The 16,657-nt window shown below is 70.2% G+C and carries 11 protein-coding genes and 2 riboswitches; of the genes, 5 read left to right on the top strand and 6 right to left on the bottom strand.

Going from position 1 to position 16,657, the window contains the following annotated elements; genetic code table 11:
• Positions 1–44 precede the first annotated feature (44 nt).
• From NR792_RS22620 to NR792_RS22600, 5 genes are all read right to left on the bottom strand, one after another.
• The gene (locus NR792_RS22620; protein WP_375754755.1) at positions 45–1,835 is read right to left on the bottom strand and encodes a peptidase MA family metallohydrolase; all 1,791 of its coding nucleotides are present in this window, start codon (positions 1,833–1,835) and stop codon (positions 45–47) included.
• On the bottom strand, positions 1,832–4,975 hold the full coding sequence (locus NR792_RS22615; protein WP_375754754.1) for a DUF4175 family protein: 3,144 nt from the start codon (positions 4,973–4,975) through the stop codon (positions 1,832–1,834). Before NR792_RS22615 ends, NR792_RS22620 begins: the two co-directional genes overlap by 4 nt.
• A gap of 232 nt (positions 4,976–5,207) precedes the next feature.
• Positions 5,208–5,741 carry a MarR family winged helix-turn-helix transcriptional regulator gene (locus tag NR792_RS22610; RefSeq protein ID WP_375761672.1) on the bottom strand — a complete coding sequence of 178 codons (534 nt, stop codon included), beginning with the start codon at positions 5,739–5,741 and terminating at the stop codon, positions 5,208–5,210.
• Between the two features lie 304 nt (positions 5,742–6,045).
• Positions 6,046–6,360 carry a ComEA family DNA-binding protein gene (locus NR792_RS22605; RefSeq protein WP_375761671.1) on the bottom strand — a complete coding sequence of 105 codons (315 nt, stop codon included), beginning with the start codon at positions 6,358–6,360 and terminating at the stop codon, positions 6,046–6,048.
• A 35-nt stretch (positions 6,361–6,395) separates the two neighbouring features.
• Positions 6,396–6,638, bottom strand: a complete 243-nt coding sequence (locus NR792_RS22600) for a hypothetical protein (RefSeq protein ID WP_375761670.1) — start codon at positions 6,636–6,638, stop codon at positions 6,396–6,398.
• Positions 6,639–7,116: 478 nt separating this feature from the next.
• On the opposite strand from NR792_RS22600, the gene NR792_RS22595 reads away from it, so the two are divergent.
• Positions 7,117–8,229, top strand: coding sequence for a YhcG family protein (locus tag NR792_RS22595; RefSeq protein WP_375754753.1), 1,113 nt, complete (start codon positions 7,117–7,119; stop codon positions 8,227–8,229).
• A gap of 45 nt (positions 8,230–8,274) precedes the next feature.
• Here the strand turns inward: NR792_RS22595 and NR792_RS22590 are convergent, their stop codons facing one another.
• Positions 8,275–9,327, bottom strand: a complete 1,053-nt coding sequence (locus tag NR792_RS22590; RefSeq protein WP_375754752.1) for a hypothetical protein — start codon at positions 9,325–9,327, stop codon at positions 8,275–8,277.
• 288 nt (positions 9,328–9,615) lie between these two features.
• On the opposite strand from NR792_RS22590, the gene NR792_RS22585 reads away from it, so the two are divergent.
• The 4 genes from NR792_RS22585 (at position 9,616) to NR792_RS22570 (ending at position 16,657) form a co-directional block, all read left to right on the top strand.
• The gene (locus tag NR792_RS22585) at positions 9,616–10,842 is read left to right on the top strand and encodes a hypothetical protein (RefSeq protein WP_375754751.1); all 1,227 of its coding nucleotides are present in this window, start codon (positions 9,616–9,618) and stop codon (positions 10,840–10,842) included.
• 62 nt (positions 10,843–10,904) lie between these two features.
• Positions 10,905–11,114, top strand: a riboswitch (cobalamin riboswitch).
• A 63-nt stretch (positions 11,115–11,177) separates the two neighbouring features.
• On the top strand, positions 11,178–13,166 hold the full coding sequence (locus NR792_RS22580) for a TonB-dependent receptor plug domain-containing protein (protein WP_375754750.1): 1,989 nt from the start codon (positions 11,178–11,180) through the stop codon (positions 13,164–13,166).
• Complete coding sequence (locus tag NR792_RS22575) at positions 13,147–14,754, top strand: MXAN_6577-like cysteine-rich protein (RefSeq protein WP_375754749.1); 1,608 nt, start codon at positions 13,147–13,149, stop codon at positions 14,752–14,754. The genes NR792_RS22580 and NR792_RS22575 overlap by 20 nt, the downstream gene beginning before the upstream one ends.
• A 33-nt stretch (positions 14,755–14,787) precedes the next feature.
• Positions 14,788–15,011: riboswitch (cobalamin riboswitch) on the top strand.
• Between the two features lie 206 nt (positions 15,012–15,217).
• Positions 15,218–16,657, top strand: coding sequence for a hypothetical protein (locus NR792_RS22570; RefSeq protein WP_375754748.1), 1,440 nt, complete (start codon positions 15,218–15,220; stop codon positions 16,655–16,657).

The raw sequence follows: 16,657 nt of genomic DNA, 5'->3' as shown, positions 1-16,657 counted from the left end.
AAACGGAGGCATTGCCCCGGCTGGCTGGCAGCCGGGGAGGGGGGCTACTTCGCGGGTGGAGGCGCCGGGGAAGGTTTCGGCGCGGGGGCCTGCGGGGCCGCGGGCTTCGGCGCGTCGGGCGTGCCGGCGGGGACGTTCTTCGTCTCCGACAGCTCGTCCTCCGCGCGCAGGAAGGCCTGGGCGGCGCGGTCCACGTCGTCGGGCTTGAGGCCCGTGAGGTTGGCGGCGGCCACGCGCGTGCGCGACGCGAGCGCCGTCTCCCCCAGCGCGCCGTGGATGCGCGTGAGGGCCACGTGGATTTCGGGGTCGAAAGGATCCGAGGCCAGCGCCTCCAGGTACGCCGTCTTCGCCTTCGGGTAGTCCTTGCGGAACAGCAGGATGCGGCCCAGGTGCACGTTGGTGGAGGGCGAGCCCGGGTGCATGCGCAAGGAGCCGCGCAGCACGGACTCCGCCTCATCCAGCCGGCGCAGCTCCAGCAGCGCGAGCGCGAACTTGTTCGAGACGGACTCGTACTTGTCGCCCACCAGCTTGTGCGCCCGCGCGTACTCCTCCGCGGCGGCCTTCACGCGGTTGCGCTCGCGGAGGACTTCACCCAGGTGCGCGAACTTGCGCGCGGGCACCTCCGTCACCTCGGAGAAGCCGCCGAAGGAGATTTCACGCCCCTTCTTCTCGCTGTCCTTCTGCGCGCCCTTGGCGTCCTCCTTGAGCACCACGCGGTCGTCGCGCGGCACCAGCTCCTGGGGGAAGGGCTGCTTCTTCACGTAGGACAGCCACGTCTTCTCGAAGAGGGGGAAGGGCATGCCCGTCGCCGCCTCCACCGCCTTCTTGTCCGGCTGGCCGGCCTTCAGTTCCTGCAAGAGCGTGCGCAGGCCCGCGGTGCCCTTGGTGCCGTGGATGTAGTCGATGGCGTAGAACACCTCCGCGAACGCGGTGGCCGCGTCCTCCGCCGTGGGCAGCATGGCGATGGAGGGGTGCATCTTCTCGAAGGGGATGAGCTTGTCCTCCTTCACGCGCTTGCCCAGCAGGGCCTGCGTGGACGGCGTCATCGCGAGGCCGCCCTTGCCGCGCCAGCGCGACTCCAGGAACTTGGCCAGGCCCTCGTGCAGCCAGATGGGCACGGTGTTGTGGGACAGCTGGCTGACCACCAGGTGCACGTACTCGTGCGCCAGCGTGTCCTGCCAGTCGTAGCCCTGCGCCACGGCCTTGGGGCTGGTCACCATCAGCTTGTTGAACTTGCAGATGGCGATGGTGCCCGTGGTGCGGATCTGCTTCTCCGTCAGGGTGCTGACGCGGGACAGCTCGCGCGCGTTGTTCACCACCTCCACGCGCACCTTGCCCGGCGGCGTCCAGCCCAGGTCCTCCGAGAGCGCGCGGTGGATGGACTCCAGCGTCTCCAGCGCGTAGGGCACCAGCACCTCTTCCTTGCCCTTCGGGTAGAAGAAGATGAAGTGCTCGGACTCCGCGCGCTGGTGGTCCTTGACGATGGCGCGCGTGTCCTTCGCGAGCCGCAGGTAGCTGCCCGGCTTGTCCTCGATGTTGGCCGCTTCCAGCAGCGTCACCGCGTCCTCGTACTGGCCCTCCTCGAAGGCCACGCGCCCCTGGAAGTACTTCAGGGGCTCCAACTCGGACGGCACGCGCTTCTCGACCTCGGCCAGCTCGCGGCGGGCGCCTCCCACGTCCCAGTCGTCCAGGGACTGCTCCACCCTGCCCAGCCGCTGCTTCACGTCCTCCTTGAGGGCGGCGTCGGGCGGCTGCGCGAAGGCCGTGGGGACGGCGAGGAAGAGGGCGCACAGGACGCCCAGGCAGGGGATGGACGGGTGCGTGCGGCGGCTCACTTCACCAGCTCCTCGTAGTAGCGCTTCACCTGCTCGCGGTACTTCTCCGGCGCGCCCTGCTTCATGGCGTCCAGCAGGTCCTTGCGGAACTCGCGAGGCGCCTGGAAGGCGTCCTCGTCCGGCAGCTCCACCTTGTCCTGCGGGTTGCGGCCGTTGCCCTCCTGCTGGCGGCCGGAGCCCATGGGCATGGGCAGCCCGCGGCCGCCCTTGCGGCCCTGCTGGCTCTGCTTCATCTGCTGCTGGAAGCGCTTGAGGCCTTCCATGGCGGCCTGCTGTTCGCCGTAGCCGCGGCCGGGGTCCTTGCCCTGCATGCGCTGGGACGCTTCGCCCATGCGCTGGCCAATCTCATCCATCTGCTGGCCGGCCTCTTCTCCGAACAGCGGCGCCGTCTGCTCCATGTCCTCCATCTGCTGGCGCAGGCCCTGCGCGCGCTGCTCCAGCTGTTGCTGGCGCTGGCCCAGCTGCTGGAGCTGCTGCTTTTCCTGCTGCGACAGCTGCGAGCCCGGCGGCGGGAAGAGGTTCTGCAGCTGCTGGCTCACGTCCGACACGTCGCGCGCGTCCTTCTTGAGCTGCTCCGCGAGCTTCGCGGACTGCTGGCGCACCTCCGGCGGGTTGCCGAACATCTCATCCAGCTGGCGCTGCTGCTCGCCCATGCTGGACAGCTGGCGCGCGGCGTCCTCGGCGCGGGCGGCGGCTTCGGCGGCGAGGTCGAAGTCGTCCACCTTGAGCGCGTTCTCCACGTTGCGCAGCTCGGACTGGGCCTCCTCCAGCGGGCGGGCCGCGCGGCTGTTGAGGCGGCCCGGGTCGAGCTTCTGGTAGTGCTCCTGCACCTGCTGCACCTTGCGCGCGAGCTCGTCCTTGAGGGCCTGGCCCTTCTCCTTGAGCCGGTCGCGGTTCTGGCTGCGGGCCTGGTCGCGCAGGGCGCGCGTCTGCTCGGCGACCTTCTGCTGCTCGTCCATGGTGCCCTGCAGGTCGTCCATGAACTTGCCGAACTTCTCCGCCAGCTCCGGGTACTGCTCCGCGCCGAAGTCCTCCTGGGACTTGTCCATGGACTCGAGCATCTCGTCCATCTGCATGCCCAGCTCCTGGAGCTTCGCCAGGGCCTCGTCCGCCTTGCCCTCCTGCATCAGGCGCTCGACTTCATCCATGGCGCCCTGCATGTCCTCCTGCTGCATCATCTCCGACAGCGCCTCGGCGTTGAGGTGCTCGTCGCGGATGCCCTTGCGCAGCTCCGCCATGCGCTGCATCAGCTCCTGGATGCGCGACTTGAGCTGTTGGATCTGCTGCATCACCTGCTCGCGCGCGGCCTCGTCCGGGTTGGCCTTGAACTGTTCGATGAGGCGCGACAGGTCGCGGCGCTCGTTGGCCAGCTGCTTCGTCAGCTCCTGGAGCGCCTCCAGCTTCTGCCGGTCCAGCAGCGACTCCAGGTAGAGGATGTCGCGCTCCAGGCCCTCGATTTCGTCCTCCACCACGGCGGTGAGCCGGGTGCCGGTGCCCCAGTCCTCGCCGCGCGCGCGCTGGGTGCGCAGGTACAGGCGCCGGAAGTCGGCGGTGGTGCCCACGCTGCGCTTGAGCTCCCCGCCGATGTTCAAGAGCGCGGAGACGATCTCCTTGGGCACGTCCTTCTCGCGAGACAGCTCGGAGCCCTGCGCGCGGAAGTCGTCCGCGAGCTGCTGGCCGCTCGTGTCCGTGGACTTCGCGGTCTCCACCGCCTGCGCGTCCTTCTGCTTCGCGCGGTCGGGGCCCTCCAGGCGGTCCGCCAGGTGGTCCACGAGGCGGCCCCACAGCACCTCGGCCTTCTCCAGGGCGGCGCGGCGGTGCTCGGCGGCGCTGTAGACGCGCAGGGTCTGCGTGCGGCTGACGCCCTTCTTGGGGCCCTCCACCGCGTCGTTGTCCTTCGCCTCCACGTAGTAGGTGATGCGGTCGCCGGGGGCGGGCTTGAGCGGGCCCAGGTCCCAGTTGAAGGTGCCGCGGCTGCGGCGGCTGTCCTCGCGCGGCAGGTTCACGCGCGTCTCCTGCTTCGCGCCGGGCATGCGGAACACCAGCGCCAGTCCGGACAGGCCGTAGTCGTCGGTGGCCTCGTACTTGAGCGTCACCGTCTGGCCGGGGTCGACCTCAATCTCCGTGGACGGCGTGAGCAGCGTCACCTGGGGGGACTTGTCCGCCTCCACGGTGAGGGGGATGTCCGGGCCCACCGCGAGCGGCTTCGCGCGCGCGCCGTAGAAGACGAAGTGGTAGTGGCCGCCCTGCTTCGCGACGAAGCTGCCGGTGAGCTCGCGGCCGCCGGTGACGGTGAGGGGCAGCGTCTGGCCGTTGACGACGACCTCCGCGCGCTCGATGGGGCGGTCCGAGCGCGTCTTCAGCGCGACCTCGGTGCCGGCGGGCGCGCTGACCTCGCCGTTGGTGCCCGGCACGGTGCGCGGCGCGAGGCCGGTGTACGCGGGGTAGCGGTACGTCAGCTCGATGTCGCCGGTGATGGGCTCCACCTGCGCGGCGGTCTCCGGGCGCGCGGCCTGCTCCCGCAGGTGCTTCCAGCCCGCGGCCCACCGGCCGCCCACGAAGAACAGCAGCACCGCGAGCAGCAGCACCGCGCCGCCGCACGCCATGGCCACGCGGCGCAGCGGCTGGCGGTCCACCACGAGCCCCGGGTCCACCGTGCGGGCCCGCTCGTCCATCTGCCGCAGGAACGCGTCCGCGAGCTGGGGGGACCAGCCGGCCTCCTCCCGGCGCTCGCGCGACAGCTCCACCGCGGCGAGCACGTCCAGCGACAGCTCCGGGCGGCGCTGGCCCACGAGCCGGGCGGTGAGCAGGTCGTCGCCCACCTGCCGGCGCGCGAGCACGACGCCGAAGAAGCCCGCCACCGCCGCGCCCACCGGCACGGCGAGCCACAGGAGGGCCCGCGCGAACCCCGGCGCCACGCGGCCCAGCAGGCCCGTGGCGAACAGGAGCACGAGGGCCGTGACGGCACCCAGCAGGACGCCCTGGGCCCACAGCTGGCGGCGCTGGCGGGCGCGCACCTGGGCGAGCAGCTCCGCCACGCCTCCGAAGCGCGCTTCGCGCCGGGCCTGGGGGGGCGGGGCCGGAGGAGGTGGCGGGGGCGGCAGCTCGGGGCCTGGGCTCTGCGGTGTCTCGAGGTTCACGCTGGCTTGTCCGCTCGTCGGTCGCGAGCCAACCCCGGGCGGGGCAGGCTATTTCCCAATTGTGGCGCACTCCCGCCGTCTTCGCGCGTGCATCACCGGGGCGGAGGGCGGAAGGGAACGGCCTGTGTCCGCCGCAGGAAGGAGGGGCGGACGGCAGGGTTCTGGGGACAACGCGGAAGGGGGACCCGTGCCCTCCCCGCCCGCTGGGGACGGTGGGAGGGCAGGGGGGCGCTCAGCCCTCGGCGGGAGGGGTGGAGCGGGGGGCCGCCGGAGCGTCCTCCAGGGGCGCGGAGAGACCGCCCAGCTCCTCGGCGAGCGCGGTGAGCACTTCCTGGGTGAAGACGATGCGGTCGCGGGGCATGCGGGCGAGCACGCGCTGCACGGCGGACTCGACGGTGCCCTCGGACGGGATGTCCAGCGCGCGGCCGGAATCGGTGAGCGCGAAGAGGGCCTTGCGGCCGTCGAGCGGATCCGACTTGCGCTCCAGCAGGCCGCGCTTCTCCAGGCGCTTGAGCACCCCGGTGAGGGTGCTGGGGTGCACGTGGAGGATGTTGGCGAGCGTGCCGGCGGTGATGCCCGGGAAGCGTCCGACCAGCCGGATGACCAGCCGCTGCGGGCCGGTGAGCCCCAGCGTGGACTCCATCCGCTTGGACGTGGACTGCAGGCCATGGTCCACGGCCCACAGCAGGCGCATGAACTCCAGCACCTCGCCCAGCTGCTGTTGATGCTGCTGCCCCCGGGACTTGCTGCCGTCCGGGCCTGCCATCGACTCCGGGGCTTGAGTGTCCTTCATGGGCGCATCCTCCCTCACCTCCGGCCTCCCTGTCTTTCCGTTGTGTTCCAAAGGTGGGCGTGTCCTAGCGCGTCGGCCTGGGGGTTCCAGCAAAATCCGGAAGGGGTGCTCGCGGCCGGACGGGGACGCCCGCCCGGAGGCCTTGTAGGCGGGGATGACGCGCAAGGTCCTGGAAAGCTGGCCAGCCGTGTCATTCGCGGTAGCGAGGGCCGCCACCCCCGGGCATGCCGGAGCCCGGGAATGGCGGCCCTCACGAGCCTGACTCAACCAGTGGATTTCATGGGTTCGTGACGCTTCCCTCCCTTCCCGGCGGCGACCCGGCGGGGACCTGCTCCACCTTGAGCGTCGTGGGGCCGCTGAGGGCCAGGTGGGCCCGCAGCTTGAGGAACTTCTTCTTGCCGAAGCCCTTGACCCGGACCAGCTCCTCGACGCGACCGAAGGGCCGCTTCTTGCGGTGCTCGAGGATGCGCTGCGCCGCCTTCTCACCCACGCCCGGCAGCAGGTCCAGCTCCGCCGCCGTGGCTTCATTCAGGTTGACCACCCCCACGTGTTGCATGCGCGGGCTGGCGGCGTCCGCGCGCCCCGCGCCCATCAGCACGCAGCCCAACACCCACGCCCAGGCCCACTTCACGAGTGGCCCCCCACGCCCGCCTCCGCCCCACCGTCGCCCGCGAAGCGTCCCCCCGCCGCCGTGTCGCGCTTCTCCGCCGCCTCGCGCACGTGCAGCTTCCCGTCGAGGGGCAGCACGTCCAGGAGCACGTTGAGCGAGCCGTCCTTGTTCACGAACGCGCTGCCCGCGCGCACCCAGATGCTCCCGCCCTTGCCCTCGCGGATGGAGAACACCGCCAACCGCTTCCCCGCCATCAGCATCGACACGCTTCCCCCTTCAGACTCCCGCGCCACCACGGCCCGGGCACCTCGCTGGCTCGACCGCCTGAGGTCGCGTCGGGGCTTGAGCAGTCCGCGTGCCAGCGGCGTGTGCCTCTGAAGTCACGTCAACGCACCGTGCGGCGGTGCGCGCGGCGTCCACGCGCGGGGATGGGCGCGGATGCTCCAGCGCGTGTCTTGGATGGTGAGAGTCGGGGCCTGCCAGGTACGCCCCCTCTGGCCGGGCTCGCATCAGGCAGTGGGAGCGGTCGCAACAAACGCAGCGGCACCTGTGCTGCATGGTGTTGGAGCCGTGAGCACGCGCAAGAAGCCCGCGAGGATGTCAGCGAACAGTGTCCCGAAAATGACGGGTACGTCTTCGAGCCGTACCCGGAAATCGCCACCGATGGTCACCCAGCAGGACTCGTCGGCACGCTCGAGTAAGCTGCCTGTTGCTGCTCCCGGCGACCAGGAGGTTTCAATGCTCGTCCACGACCTCAGCTCCATGATCGACGCGGCTCGCCAGCAAGTCGCATCTACCGCGAACGCCGCGCTTACGACGCTGTATTGGCAAATGGGGCATCGCGTCCTTACCCAGGTGACGGGTGGGCAGCGTGCGGAATACGGTGGTCAGATTGTCTCCGCGGCAGGGCGCCAATTGGAGGCACGCTACGGGCGTGGCTTCGGCGAGAAATCACTCCGGCACATGGTCCGCTTTGCCGAGGCTTTCCCCTCGCCAGAGATTGTCTCCGCACTGCGGAGACAATTGTCCTGGAGCCATTTCAAGCAACTCATCTACATGGAGGACGAGCTGAAGCGTACGTTCTACGCGGAGATGTGCCGGGTCGAGGGCTGGTCGACACGGACGCTGGCCCAGAAGATTGACAGCATGCTCTTCGAGCGCACGGCGCTCTCCAAGAAGCCAGAGGACCTCATTCGCGGTGAGCTCGCGGCGTTACGCGACAGAGAGGAACTCACGCCCGCACTCGTGTTCCAAGACCCGTACATGCTCGATTTCCTCGAGCTTTCCGACTCCTACAGCGAGAAGGATCTTGAGTCGGCCATCCTCCGCGAGATTGAGCGCTTTCTCCTCGAACTCGGCGTGGGCTTCGCCTTCGTCGAGCGGCAGAAGCGCATCACGCTCGACGGCGACGACTACTACCTCGACCTGCTCTTCTTCCATCGGCGCATGCGAAGGCTCGTCGCCATCGAGCTCAAGATCGGCGACTTCAAGCCCTCGGACTCCGGCCAGATGGAGCTCTACTTGCGGTGGCTCGATCGACACGAACGTCAGCCTGCCGAGCAGGCCCCGCTCGGCATCATTTTGTGCGCGGGCAAGAAGCGCGAGACGGTCGAGTACCTCGACCTCGACGCACGTGGAATCCACGTCGCTGAGTACCTGACTGAACTGCCTCCGCGTGAGGTCCTCCAGGAACGTCTCCACCGTGCAATTGCGTCCGCGCGTGCGAGGCTCGAAATCAGCACAGGAGCCGACGTGGACGTCGCTTCAAGCGGGCGGGCCGTGGCGATAGGGGGCCTCAAGCGCAAGCCCAAGGGGCGGAATCGACGGTCCCGCGCCACCACTGCGCGGTGAGAGTCGCGGGAGGTCAGGACGTGGGTTCAAGTCCTGCTTCTGCGCTCAGGGCTTCGCGCGGCGTGAGCCCCGGCTGTTCCAGAGCCGGAGCGTGGCGAGCAGGCCCAGCACCGTCAGTCCTCCTCCGGCCTGGGTGCAGCCCTTCTTGGAGTCGCCTGGCACGGGTCGCGGATCCTCGTCCACGGCCCCTCCGTCATCGCCAGCCCAGGAGCCCCCGTCCGCGCACTGGGCCCGCGGGTGGCCTTCCGAGAGCGTGCCCTTTGACGGACAGCTCAGCTCGAAGTCCACGCTCACGGGCGGAAGCGTGAGGTTCGCGTGCTCCAGCGTCGCCGTGAGCGTGGCCCGGTGCCGGCCCGGCAGGAGGCTGTCGCTCGGTGGCATCCCCGAGCAGCTCCTGGAGACGCAGACCGTGTAGAGGAAGAGCAATTGCCAGACGTTGTCGGCGCGATGCCACTTGTCGTTGTCCTCACCCGTGGAGGACAGCACGCCGTGCGTCGCGTACCTCCAGGGCTTGCCGTCCACCTCCAGCGTCCAATGCACCCACGGCAGGAACGGCACCAGCTCCGGTGACGGAGTGAAGCGCAGCCTGGTCGATTCCCCCTGCTCCATCCCTTCGCTGCAGATCCAGTCCCCATACACATGGAAGGAACCCTGGCTGGGTGTGTCGGCCGTCAGGGTGCCGAGGGTCGTGGGCAGGGGCAGGGCTGGACCGGCGGTGAAGGCCACGGATTGGGTCCAGAGCGGCTGGAGCTCACAGACCCCCTTCGCCTCGATGCGGTACGTGGTGCCCGGCTCCAGCGGCGCGTCCGGGACCAGGACCTGTGTCTCGTGCGCGCCCGCCGTGACGGTCGCGGGCACCGGTGTTCCATCCGGCAGCAGCAGCCGGACGGTGGACGGATCCACGCTCTCCATCAGCGGCGGTATCGTCACCAGCCCGGGGACGTTCGCGGGCACCACGCCGCCGTCCTCGGGGAGGGGGAAGCGCACTCCCTGCAGGCAGTTGGACGCGACGCAGGCGCGCGCCGGCATGGGAACGAGCATCCCCATCCCCAGGAGGACCGTCCCCACCGCGCTCCATTTCCAGGCGTCTTCGTTCATGTCCCCTTGGACACAGGAGTCCATGGGATTGGGACATCGTCGCGCGTGCGTGCGCCTACGACGGGCACGAGCGCCAGGTGTCGGGTGCAAGCCCTCTCGTCACGGTGCCGTGAGGCCTTGACCCGGCCCGCATTGACAAACACTCCCCTCATGCCTACCTCGCGCACTGCCGGTGTGCCGCATCCGTACGGTGCGGCGTTGAGTCAGATCCTGCAGGTCCAGGCAGTGGCGGATTCCCCCTCCGCGCATCGTTTCCCACATGTGCGCAATGCACGGGAGCAATCACGGATGAAGACCGAGCGGATGATGACCGGAGAGGGACTCAAGGGGTTTGCCTGGGTGCTGACGGCCCTGGCGATGGCGCTGACCGGCACGGGCTGCGGTGAGGGGGACGTCGCTGATGCCAGCGACCAGGCCCCGCGCACCGTCTGCGTCGATGGACAGTGTGGACTGATGGCCGCCTCCGCGTCCGACGCGGGGACGGATGCGGGCACGAGCATCGACGCGGGCTGGGACCTCGACGCGGGTCCGTGCGACAGCACCCCGTACGACCCGAAGCTGGGCACACTTCAGATCCAACCGGGCTTCGTGGCCGGTGAGTCCGCGCCGCTGCCCGCGGCCGCCGGCCCGGTGGGCGTGACGCCCGGCCCCACGTACTCGCTCTACACGTTGGTGTCGGGGATCTATCACGGCCCCCATGCGCTGTACTCGCTGGGCACGTGGCCTCAGCTGTCATTGGGCTCGGCGCCGCTGCTCGACATGAGCCCTTCCGGCCTCCCGAACTACAGCAGCTACTTCGTGGAAACGGATGGCCAGCGCGTCATCACCGGCGTGAACTACCCGGGCACCGTGGGCGTGTATGACATCGCCACGCCCGCCGCCTCCACCTACATTCCTTTGACGAACCTCACTGCCGCGGGTGTCGTCCCAGGCGCGTTCCTCCTCACCACGAGGCCTTTGGGGAACCCGCCAGGAGGGGCCGGCGCAACAGAGACCCTCGCCGCGCTGAGGACGGACACCACGCCGCTCACCCAGACGACGGTGGCGACGTTCCCGTCAGAGAGCCAACGCAGCGCCTCTGTCTCCGTGTCCACTCACGGCGCGCTGATGGTGAGCTATTACGAGACCTCCTCCTTCATCAAGGCCCGCGTGGTGGCTCCGGCGACCATCGCCCAGGCGCTCACTTCCGGCATGCCGTTCTCCCTGGCGGACGCGCCCGTGATGGACGTGGGTTCGCGCTTCACCCGCACGGCGGGGCACGGCGAGGGCCTGTCGGTGCTTCGTGGCTCTATCCCCGCGCCGGGCTTCCCCTATACCTACAGCGACGTCTCGCGCTTCCCCATCACCGTGACGAACGCCGGTGCGACCGTGACCGTCGGTAGCCGTCAGCCGATCCTTGTCTTCCTGGATCGGTGCACCTCCGTGACCGACATGAAAGCCATCGGTCCAGACCTGCTCCTCGGCGTGCAGGACAAGAACGGCAGGCGCCTGGTCCGCATCCAGCAGGCCCCGTGAGCCGTGGCCGCACGGACCGCGCCTTGACGCGCCTGGGGTGACCTCCTAGAAGGGCCGGGCCCTTGGGTGCCCATGCCGGGCCTTCAAGAGGGAAGCCGGTGCGAGTCCGGCGCGGTCCCGCCACTGTGAACGGGTTGCCCTGAGGTCCAGGGCTGGAAGCCTCGGCTGTCACCACTTTCGCATCGCGATGCGAAGGGAAGGTGGAGGCTTCCTTCCAGAAGGGCGCAGCGTGCGCCCACGTCTGGAGCCCGTCAGCCAGGAGACCTGCCCGGGGGTGCGGCAGCGGTGCTGCCGTCTGGCCTTCTCTCTTCGACGGAGGGAGCGGAAGGCGGAGCATGTGGCGCTCGCTTCTCGCCCGGACCGTCGCGGGTCTGGTGCTCAGCTTCCAGGGACAGGCCCGGGCCGGGCAGGACACGCCTGCGCCCGACGAGCCGCCCCTTCCCGAGTTCGTCCTCCCCACCGTGGAGGTCATCGGCAAGGACGTCCCGGAAGCACCCGTGGACTCCGCTGAACGTCGCGACCCCACCGGCGCCATCACCGTCATCAATGCTCGCGAGCGCGCGGGTGAAGCTCGCGACACGGCGGAGCTGCTCGGCGGATCCGCGAGCCTCGTGGTGCAGGACTCCGGCGGCTACGGCCAGAGCAAGAGCCTGGTGGTTCGCGGCGCGTCGTCCAATGGCGTGCTCGTGTTCCTGGATGGCATTCCGCTCAACGGCGCGGGCGGCGTCGCGGACCTGTCGCTCATCCCCGTCGCGCTGCTGGAGCGCATGGAGATCCTTCGCGGCGCGGCCGGGGCCCGCTACGGCGCGGGCGGCCTGGGCGGCGCGGTCAACCTCGTCACCCGCGCGCCGTCGTCGCGGCTGCTCTCCAGCGGCGAGGTCACCTACGGCAGCTTCGACACCGTGATGGCCCACGTCGCCGCGTCGGGCGCGCTGCTCGAGGGACAGGCGCTGGTGCTGCTGCACGGGGGCCGCTCCGAAGGGGACTACAGCTACCGCGTGGATGAGCTGCCCGCGCTGGACGACAACCCGCTCACGCAGGAGGTGCGCACTCGCAACGATGCTCGCGGCGGTGGCGCGCTCCTGAAGTACCGGCACGGCCTGGACGGTGGCGGACGCGTGGACGTGCTGGCGGAGCTGTCCCTGGAGGACCGCGCGCTCGCGGGCACCGTGCAGAACCCCACCGTGTCCCGCCGCCAGGACCAGATGCGTCTGTCATTGGGGGCTCGCTGGGGACGGCCCTTCGGTGACACGGGCGAGGGCAGTGCTCGCGGGTTCTTCCGCCGCGACTGGCTGGACGTCACCGGCGGCACCACCGGCGTGGACTCTGGCGCGCAGCACTACACCGTGGGCGGCGTGGAGGTGGAGGGCCGTGCGGTGCTGGGACCCAACGCGCTCGCCGTCACGCTCGCCGGGTCGTCGGAGTCCGTCACGCAGGCGGTGGGGGGCCAGGCCGCGTCGTGGTGGCGCGCGAGCGTCATGGCCATGGACGAGCTGTCCCTGTTCTCCGAGCGCGTGAAGCTGGTGCCTTCGCTGCGCGTGGAGCGCGTGGGGCACTACTCGCTCCTGTCGCCCAAGCTGGGCGCGAGCGTGGACCTGGGCCGTGGCTTCGGCGTGCGCGCCAACGCGGGCCAGTCCCACCGCGCGCCGTCGTTCCTGGAGCTCTACATCCGTCAGGGGCTGCTGCTCCCCAACCCGGAGCTCAAGCCCGAGCGCGCCCTGTCCGTGGACGCCGCGGCCCTGTGGCGCAGCGACACCTGGAACGTCACGGCGGGCGGCTTCGCGGCCGTGTACGAAAACCTCATCGCCTACGAGCTGTATCCGCCGAACCTCGCCAGGCCCTACAACTTCGCCGCCGCTCGGGTGTGGGGCGCGGAGGTGGAGGTGGAGGCCCGGCCGCGCGCGTGGCTCACCGCCACCAGCAGCTATGCGTGGACCCGCACGCAGAACCGCTACGGCGACCCTCGCTACTTCGGCAAGGAGCTGCCGTACCGGCCTCGCCACAAGTGGGTGGGCCGGCTGCGCGTGGGGCCGGACTGGCTCAACGGCCGCACGGAGGTGCTCGTCCAGTCCGCGCAGTTGATCAACCGCGTGGGCGAAGCGCGCCTGTCCCTGCCTTCGCGCACCTGGGTGAGCGTGGGGGCCTCCAGCACCTTCCTGCACCAGCCCGACCTCACCGTGTCGTTCGACGTGAAGAACCTGCTCGACGTGCGGACCGCCGACTACACCGGCATGCCGCTGCCCGGCCGCGCCGCGTACGTGACGTTCGCCGTGGCGCTCGACCCTTCTGCCTCCGAGGACTCCCATGTCGCGTCCCCTCCCTGATGCACGGCTCGCGCTGCTGCTGTCGGCCCTGGCGGCGGCGCTCCTCACCGGCTGTCCCGAGGAGAAGGTCCTGTGCACGTCCGGCCTGGACGTCTGCGGCGCCGAGTGCGTGGACCTCCAGGGCGACCCTTCGAACTGCGGCGCGTGCGGCACCGCGTGCGGGGCAGGGGAGACGTGTCAGGCGGGCGTGTGTGGCTGCCAGCCGGGCACGGAGGTCTGCGGTGACGCGTGCGTCGCGCTCGCGAGCGATCCGCTGAACTGTGGCGATTGCGGCGTGGCGTGTCCTTCTGGCCAGGTCTGCGAGTCCCGCACCTGCCGCGAGGGCTGCTCCGCCGGTGCCGAGCGGTGCGGCGACAGCTGCGTCGTCCTCGCGAATGATCCGCTCAACTGCGGCGATTGCGGCAGGGTGTGCCCGGACGTGCAGTCGTGCCACGCGGGCCGGTGCATGTATGACGTGGTGACGGCCTGCTACACGAACGGGCAGCTCGTCGGCATCCAGGCGGGGACGGACCGGATGGGGCCCCGGCGGCAGTTCGGCTCGGGCGTGCAGGCGCTGGCGGCGTGGGATGGCGTGGTGCTGGCGGCGGACGCGGCGCGCTCGGTGCTGTCGCAGGCTCCGGCGGGGGCGTTGGGGACGATGGTGGAGGAGGACTCGCTGGGCGCGGTGGCGGCTTCGCCCAATGACATCCTGGTGGACCCTCCGTATGTGTATGTCCTCGACTCGGTGAACAACACGCTCCAGGTGCTCAAGCAGGAAGGAGCCGCGCAGGGCAGTGGGCTGGGCTTGCGCACGGTGGGGCAGGTGAACCTGGGCGCGAACACCAGCCCGCAGGTCATCGCGAAGCGCGGCGACACGTTCTACATCCCGCTGTTCGGCACGGCCGGCTCCGACTTCAAGCAGGGCAACGCGGTGGCTCGCGTCAGCGTGAGCGACCCGGAACGCCCCCGGCTCGTGGACACCGTCCCGCTTACGGGGCTGGACCTGAAGTCCTTCGACGGCGGGACGACGATGGCGCTGCCGTACGCGGCGGCGTCGGTGGACGCGGGCGTCTACGTGGCGCTCACCAACCTGAACCCCGCGAATGACTACCTGCCCAACGGGCCCGGGATGCTCGCGCGCATCGACCCGGCGGATGGCGGGGTGACGGCCATCGACCTGGGCGCGAAGGACTGTCTCAACGCGGGCGACGTGCAGGCCGTGGGCGACCAGCTGGTGGTGAGCTGCCTGGGCGAGGCGGTGTTCGACACGGCGGGCGGCTACCGCGCGAAGGCGGTGCGCGCCACGGGGCTGGTGCTGGTGAAGGATGACAAGCCCGTGGCGTCATATGCGCTGTCGCCGGGCTGCACCGGAGGGCCGGAGAACGGCTGTGACCTCGCGGTGGGCGGACGGCTCGCGGTGGTGGGCAATGCCGTGTACGTCACGGACGTGAACGCGGGCCGCGTGTTCGTGGTGGAGGTGCGCGACGGACAGCTCGTCGAGCGGCGCGGCAACTCCACCCCGGAGGCGAAGGGCCCGGCGTTGGATGCGTGCCCGGTGGATGCGCGGCGTGGGGTGTCCAACGCCATCGACATCGTCGCGGTGCCTTGAAGCGTTGCATTGACAAGCACTGCCGTCCGCCATACTCCAGCGCGCGTCGTTGGTACGCCGCATCCGCACGATGTGGCGTTTAAAGGGAACCCGGTGTGAGTCCGGGACTGCCCCGCAGCGGTGAGCAGGAACGAACGCCGTCCTCGCAAGCACTGGCCCTTCAGGGGGCTGGGAAGCGACGGCCAGTAGGTGGGTGACCCGATGAGGGTCTCCCGCGCCTGTGAGTCCGAAGACCTGCCACGACCCATGCCCCCGGGCATGGCCAGACCGGAGCCTCCGAGGGGAGGTGACGGAGGTCTTCCGCTCGCGCGGCGTGTCGTGTCCTGACGTGTCCCTCGTTCGCGGTCCGCTCTCCGTCCATGCCCCTTGGATTCACCTCGCCCGTGGGGGCGATGCAAGGGAGCAGTCGCGGATGAAGACAGAGCGGATGATGAAGGGGCGGGGACCCAAGGGCGTCGCGTGGATGCTGACGACCCTTGTGATGGCGGTGACCGGCACCGGTTGCGGCGATGTGTGCTTCGATGACTTCGACTGCCGCGACCAGGGCACCGGGGAACAGGTCTACACCTGCGTCAAGAACCGTTGCGAGCTGACGTCCAACCCCGTGCCTGATGCGGGCACCGGGACCGACGCCGGCACGAGCACGGACGCGGGGACGAGCGACGCGGGCACGAACACCGATGCCGGTGCGACCACCGACGCGGGCACCGGTGGTGATGCAGGCACGACCACCGACGCGGGCACGAACACCGATGCCGGTACGACGACGGACGCGGGCACGGACACCGACGCGGGCACGGGCGGTGATGCCGGTACGACGACGGACGCGGGCACGGACACCGATGCAGGTACAACCACCGACGCTGGCACGGATCCGGATGCAGGCACGGATCCATGCGAGAGCGCCACGTACGACCCGAAGCTGGGCACGCTCCAGCTCCAGACGGGCTTCGTGGCCGGCGAGTCCGCGCCGCTGCCCGCGGCCGCGGGCCCGTTGGGTGTGACGCCGGGCCCCACGTACTCGCTCTACACGGTGGTGTCGAAGGGCTACACCGGGCCGCATGCGCTGTACTCGCTGGGCACGTGGCCACAGGTGGAGCTGGGGGCGACGCCGCTGTTCGACGTGGCGGCTCCCGCCGACCGGGGCCCCTCCGCCTCGCTCTTCCTCAGCCCGTTCGTGGAGACGGATGGTCAGCGCGTCCTCACCGGCTACACGAAGTCCGGCGGGGGCTTCCCCGGCTCCGTGGGCGTCTATGACAGCGCCGCGCCGTCCGCTCCCACCTACGTCTCCGCCCCGAGCAACTTCTCCGCGGGCGTCGTGCCGGGCGCGTTCCTCATCAACGGCGGCGGGCTCGGCACGGTGTCGGCGGGCCTGGGCATCTACGCGCTGAAGACGGACACGTTCACCGCGCTGAAGGTGGGCACGCTCCCGCCGGAGACGGGCGGCAGCGGCTTCACCGCCGTGTCCACCAACGGCGTCGCGATGCTCGGCTACTTCTCCGACGACACCTTCCTCAACGAGGGCCGCGCGGTGGGCCCCGCGACCATCGCCCAGGCGCTCACCTCCGGCACGCCGTTCGACGTGGCGGCCGCACCCTCGCTCGACGTGGGCTCCAACTTCGTCGCCGCCTCCGGCCACGGCGAGGGCGTGTCGGTGCTTCGCGGCGACTACGTTCCTCCGGACTACAACTTCGCCGGCACGGACATCTCGCGCTTCGCCTTCACCGTGACGGATGCCGGAGCGACCGTGACCATCGGCGCCCGCCAGCCGGTCCTCGTCTACGTGGACCAGTGCACGAGCGTGACCGGGCTGAACTCCATCGGCACGGACCTGCTCGTCGGCGTGGATGACAAGAACGGCACGCGCCTGGTGCGCATCCAGCAGGCCCCGCAGGCCCGGTGA

The sequence above is a fragment of the Corallococcus exercitus genome, assembly GCF_042231735.1.
Taxonomy (GTDB): Bacteria; Myxococcota; Myxococcia; order Myxococcales; family Myxococcaceae; genus Corallococcus; species Corallococcus exercitus_B.
Note: the sequence above shows the minus strand (reverse complement) of the source record. Positions and strands in the feature narration are given on the sequence as shown.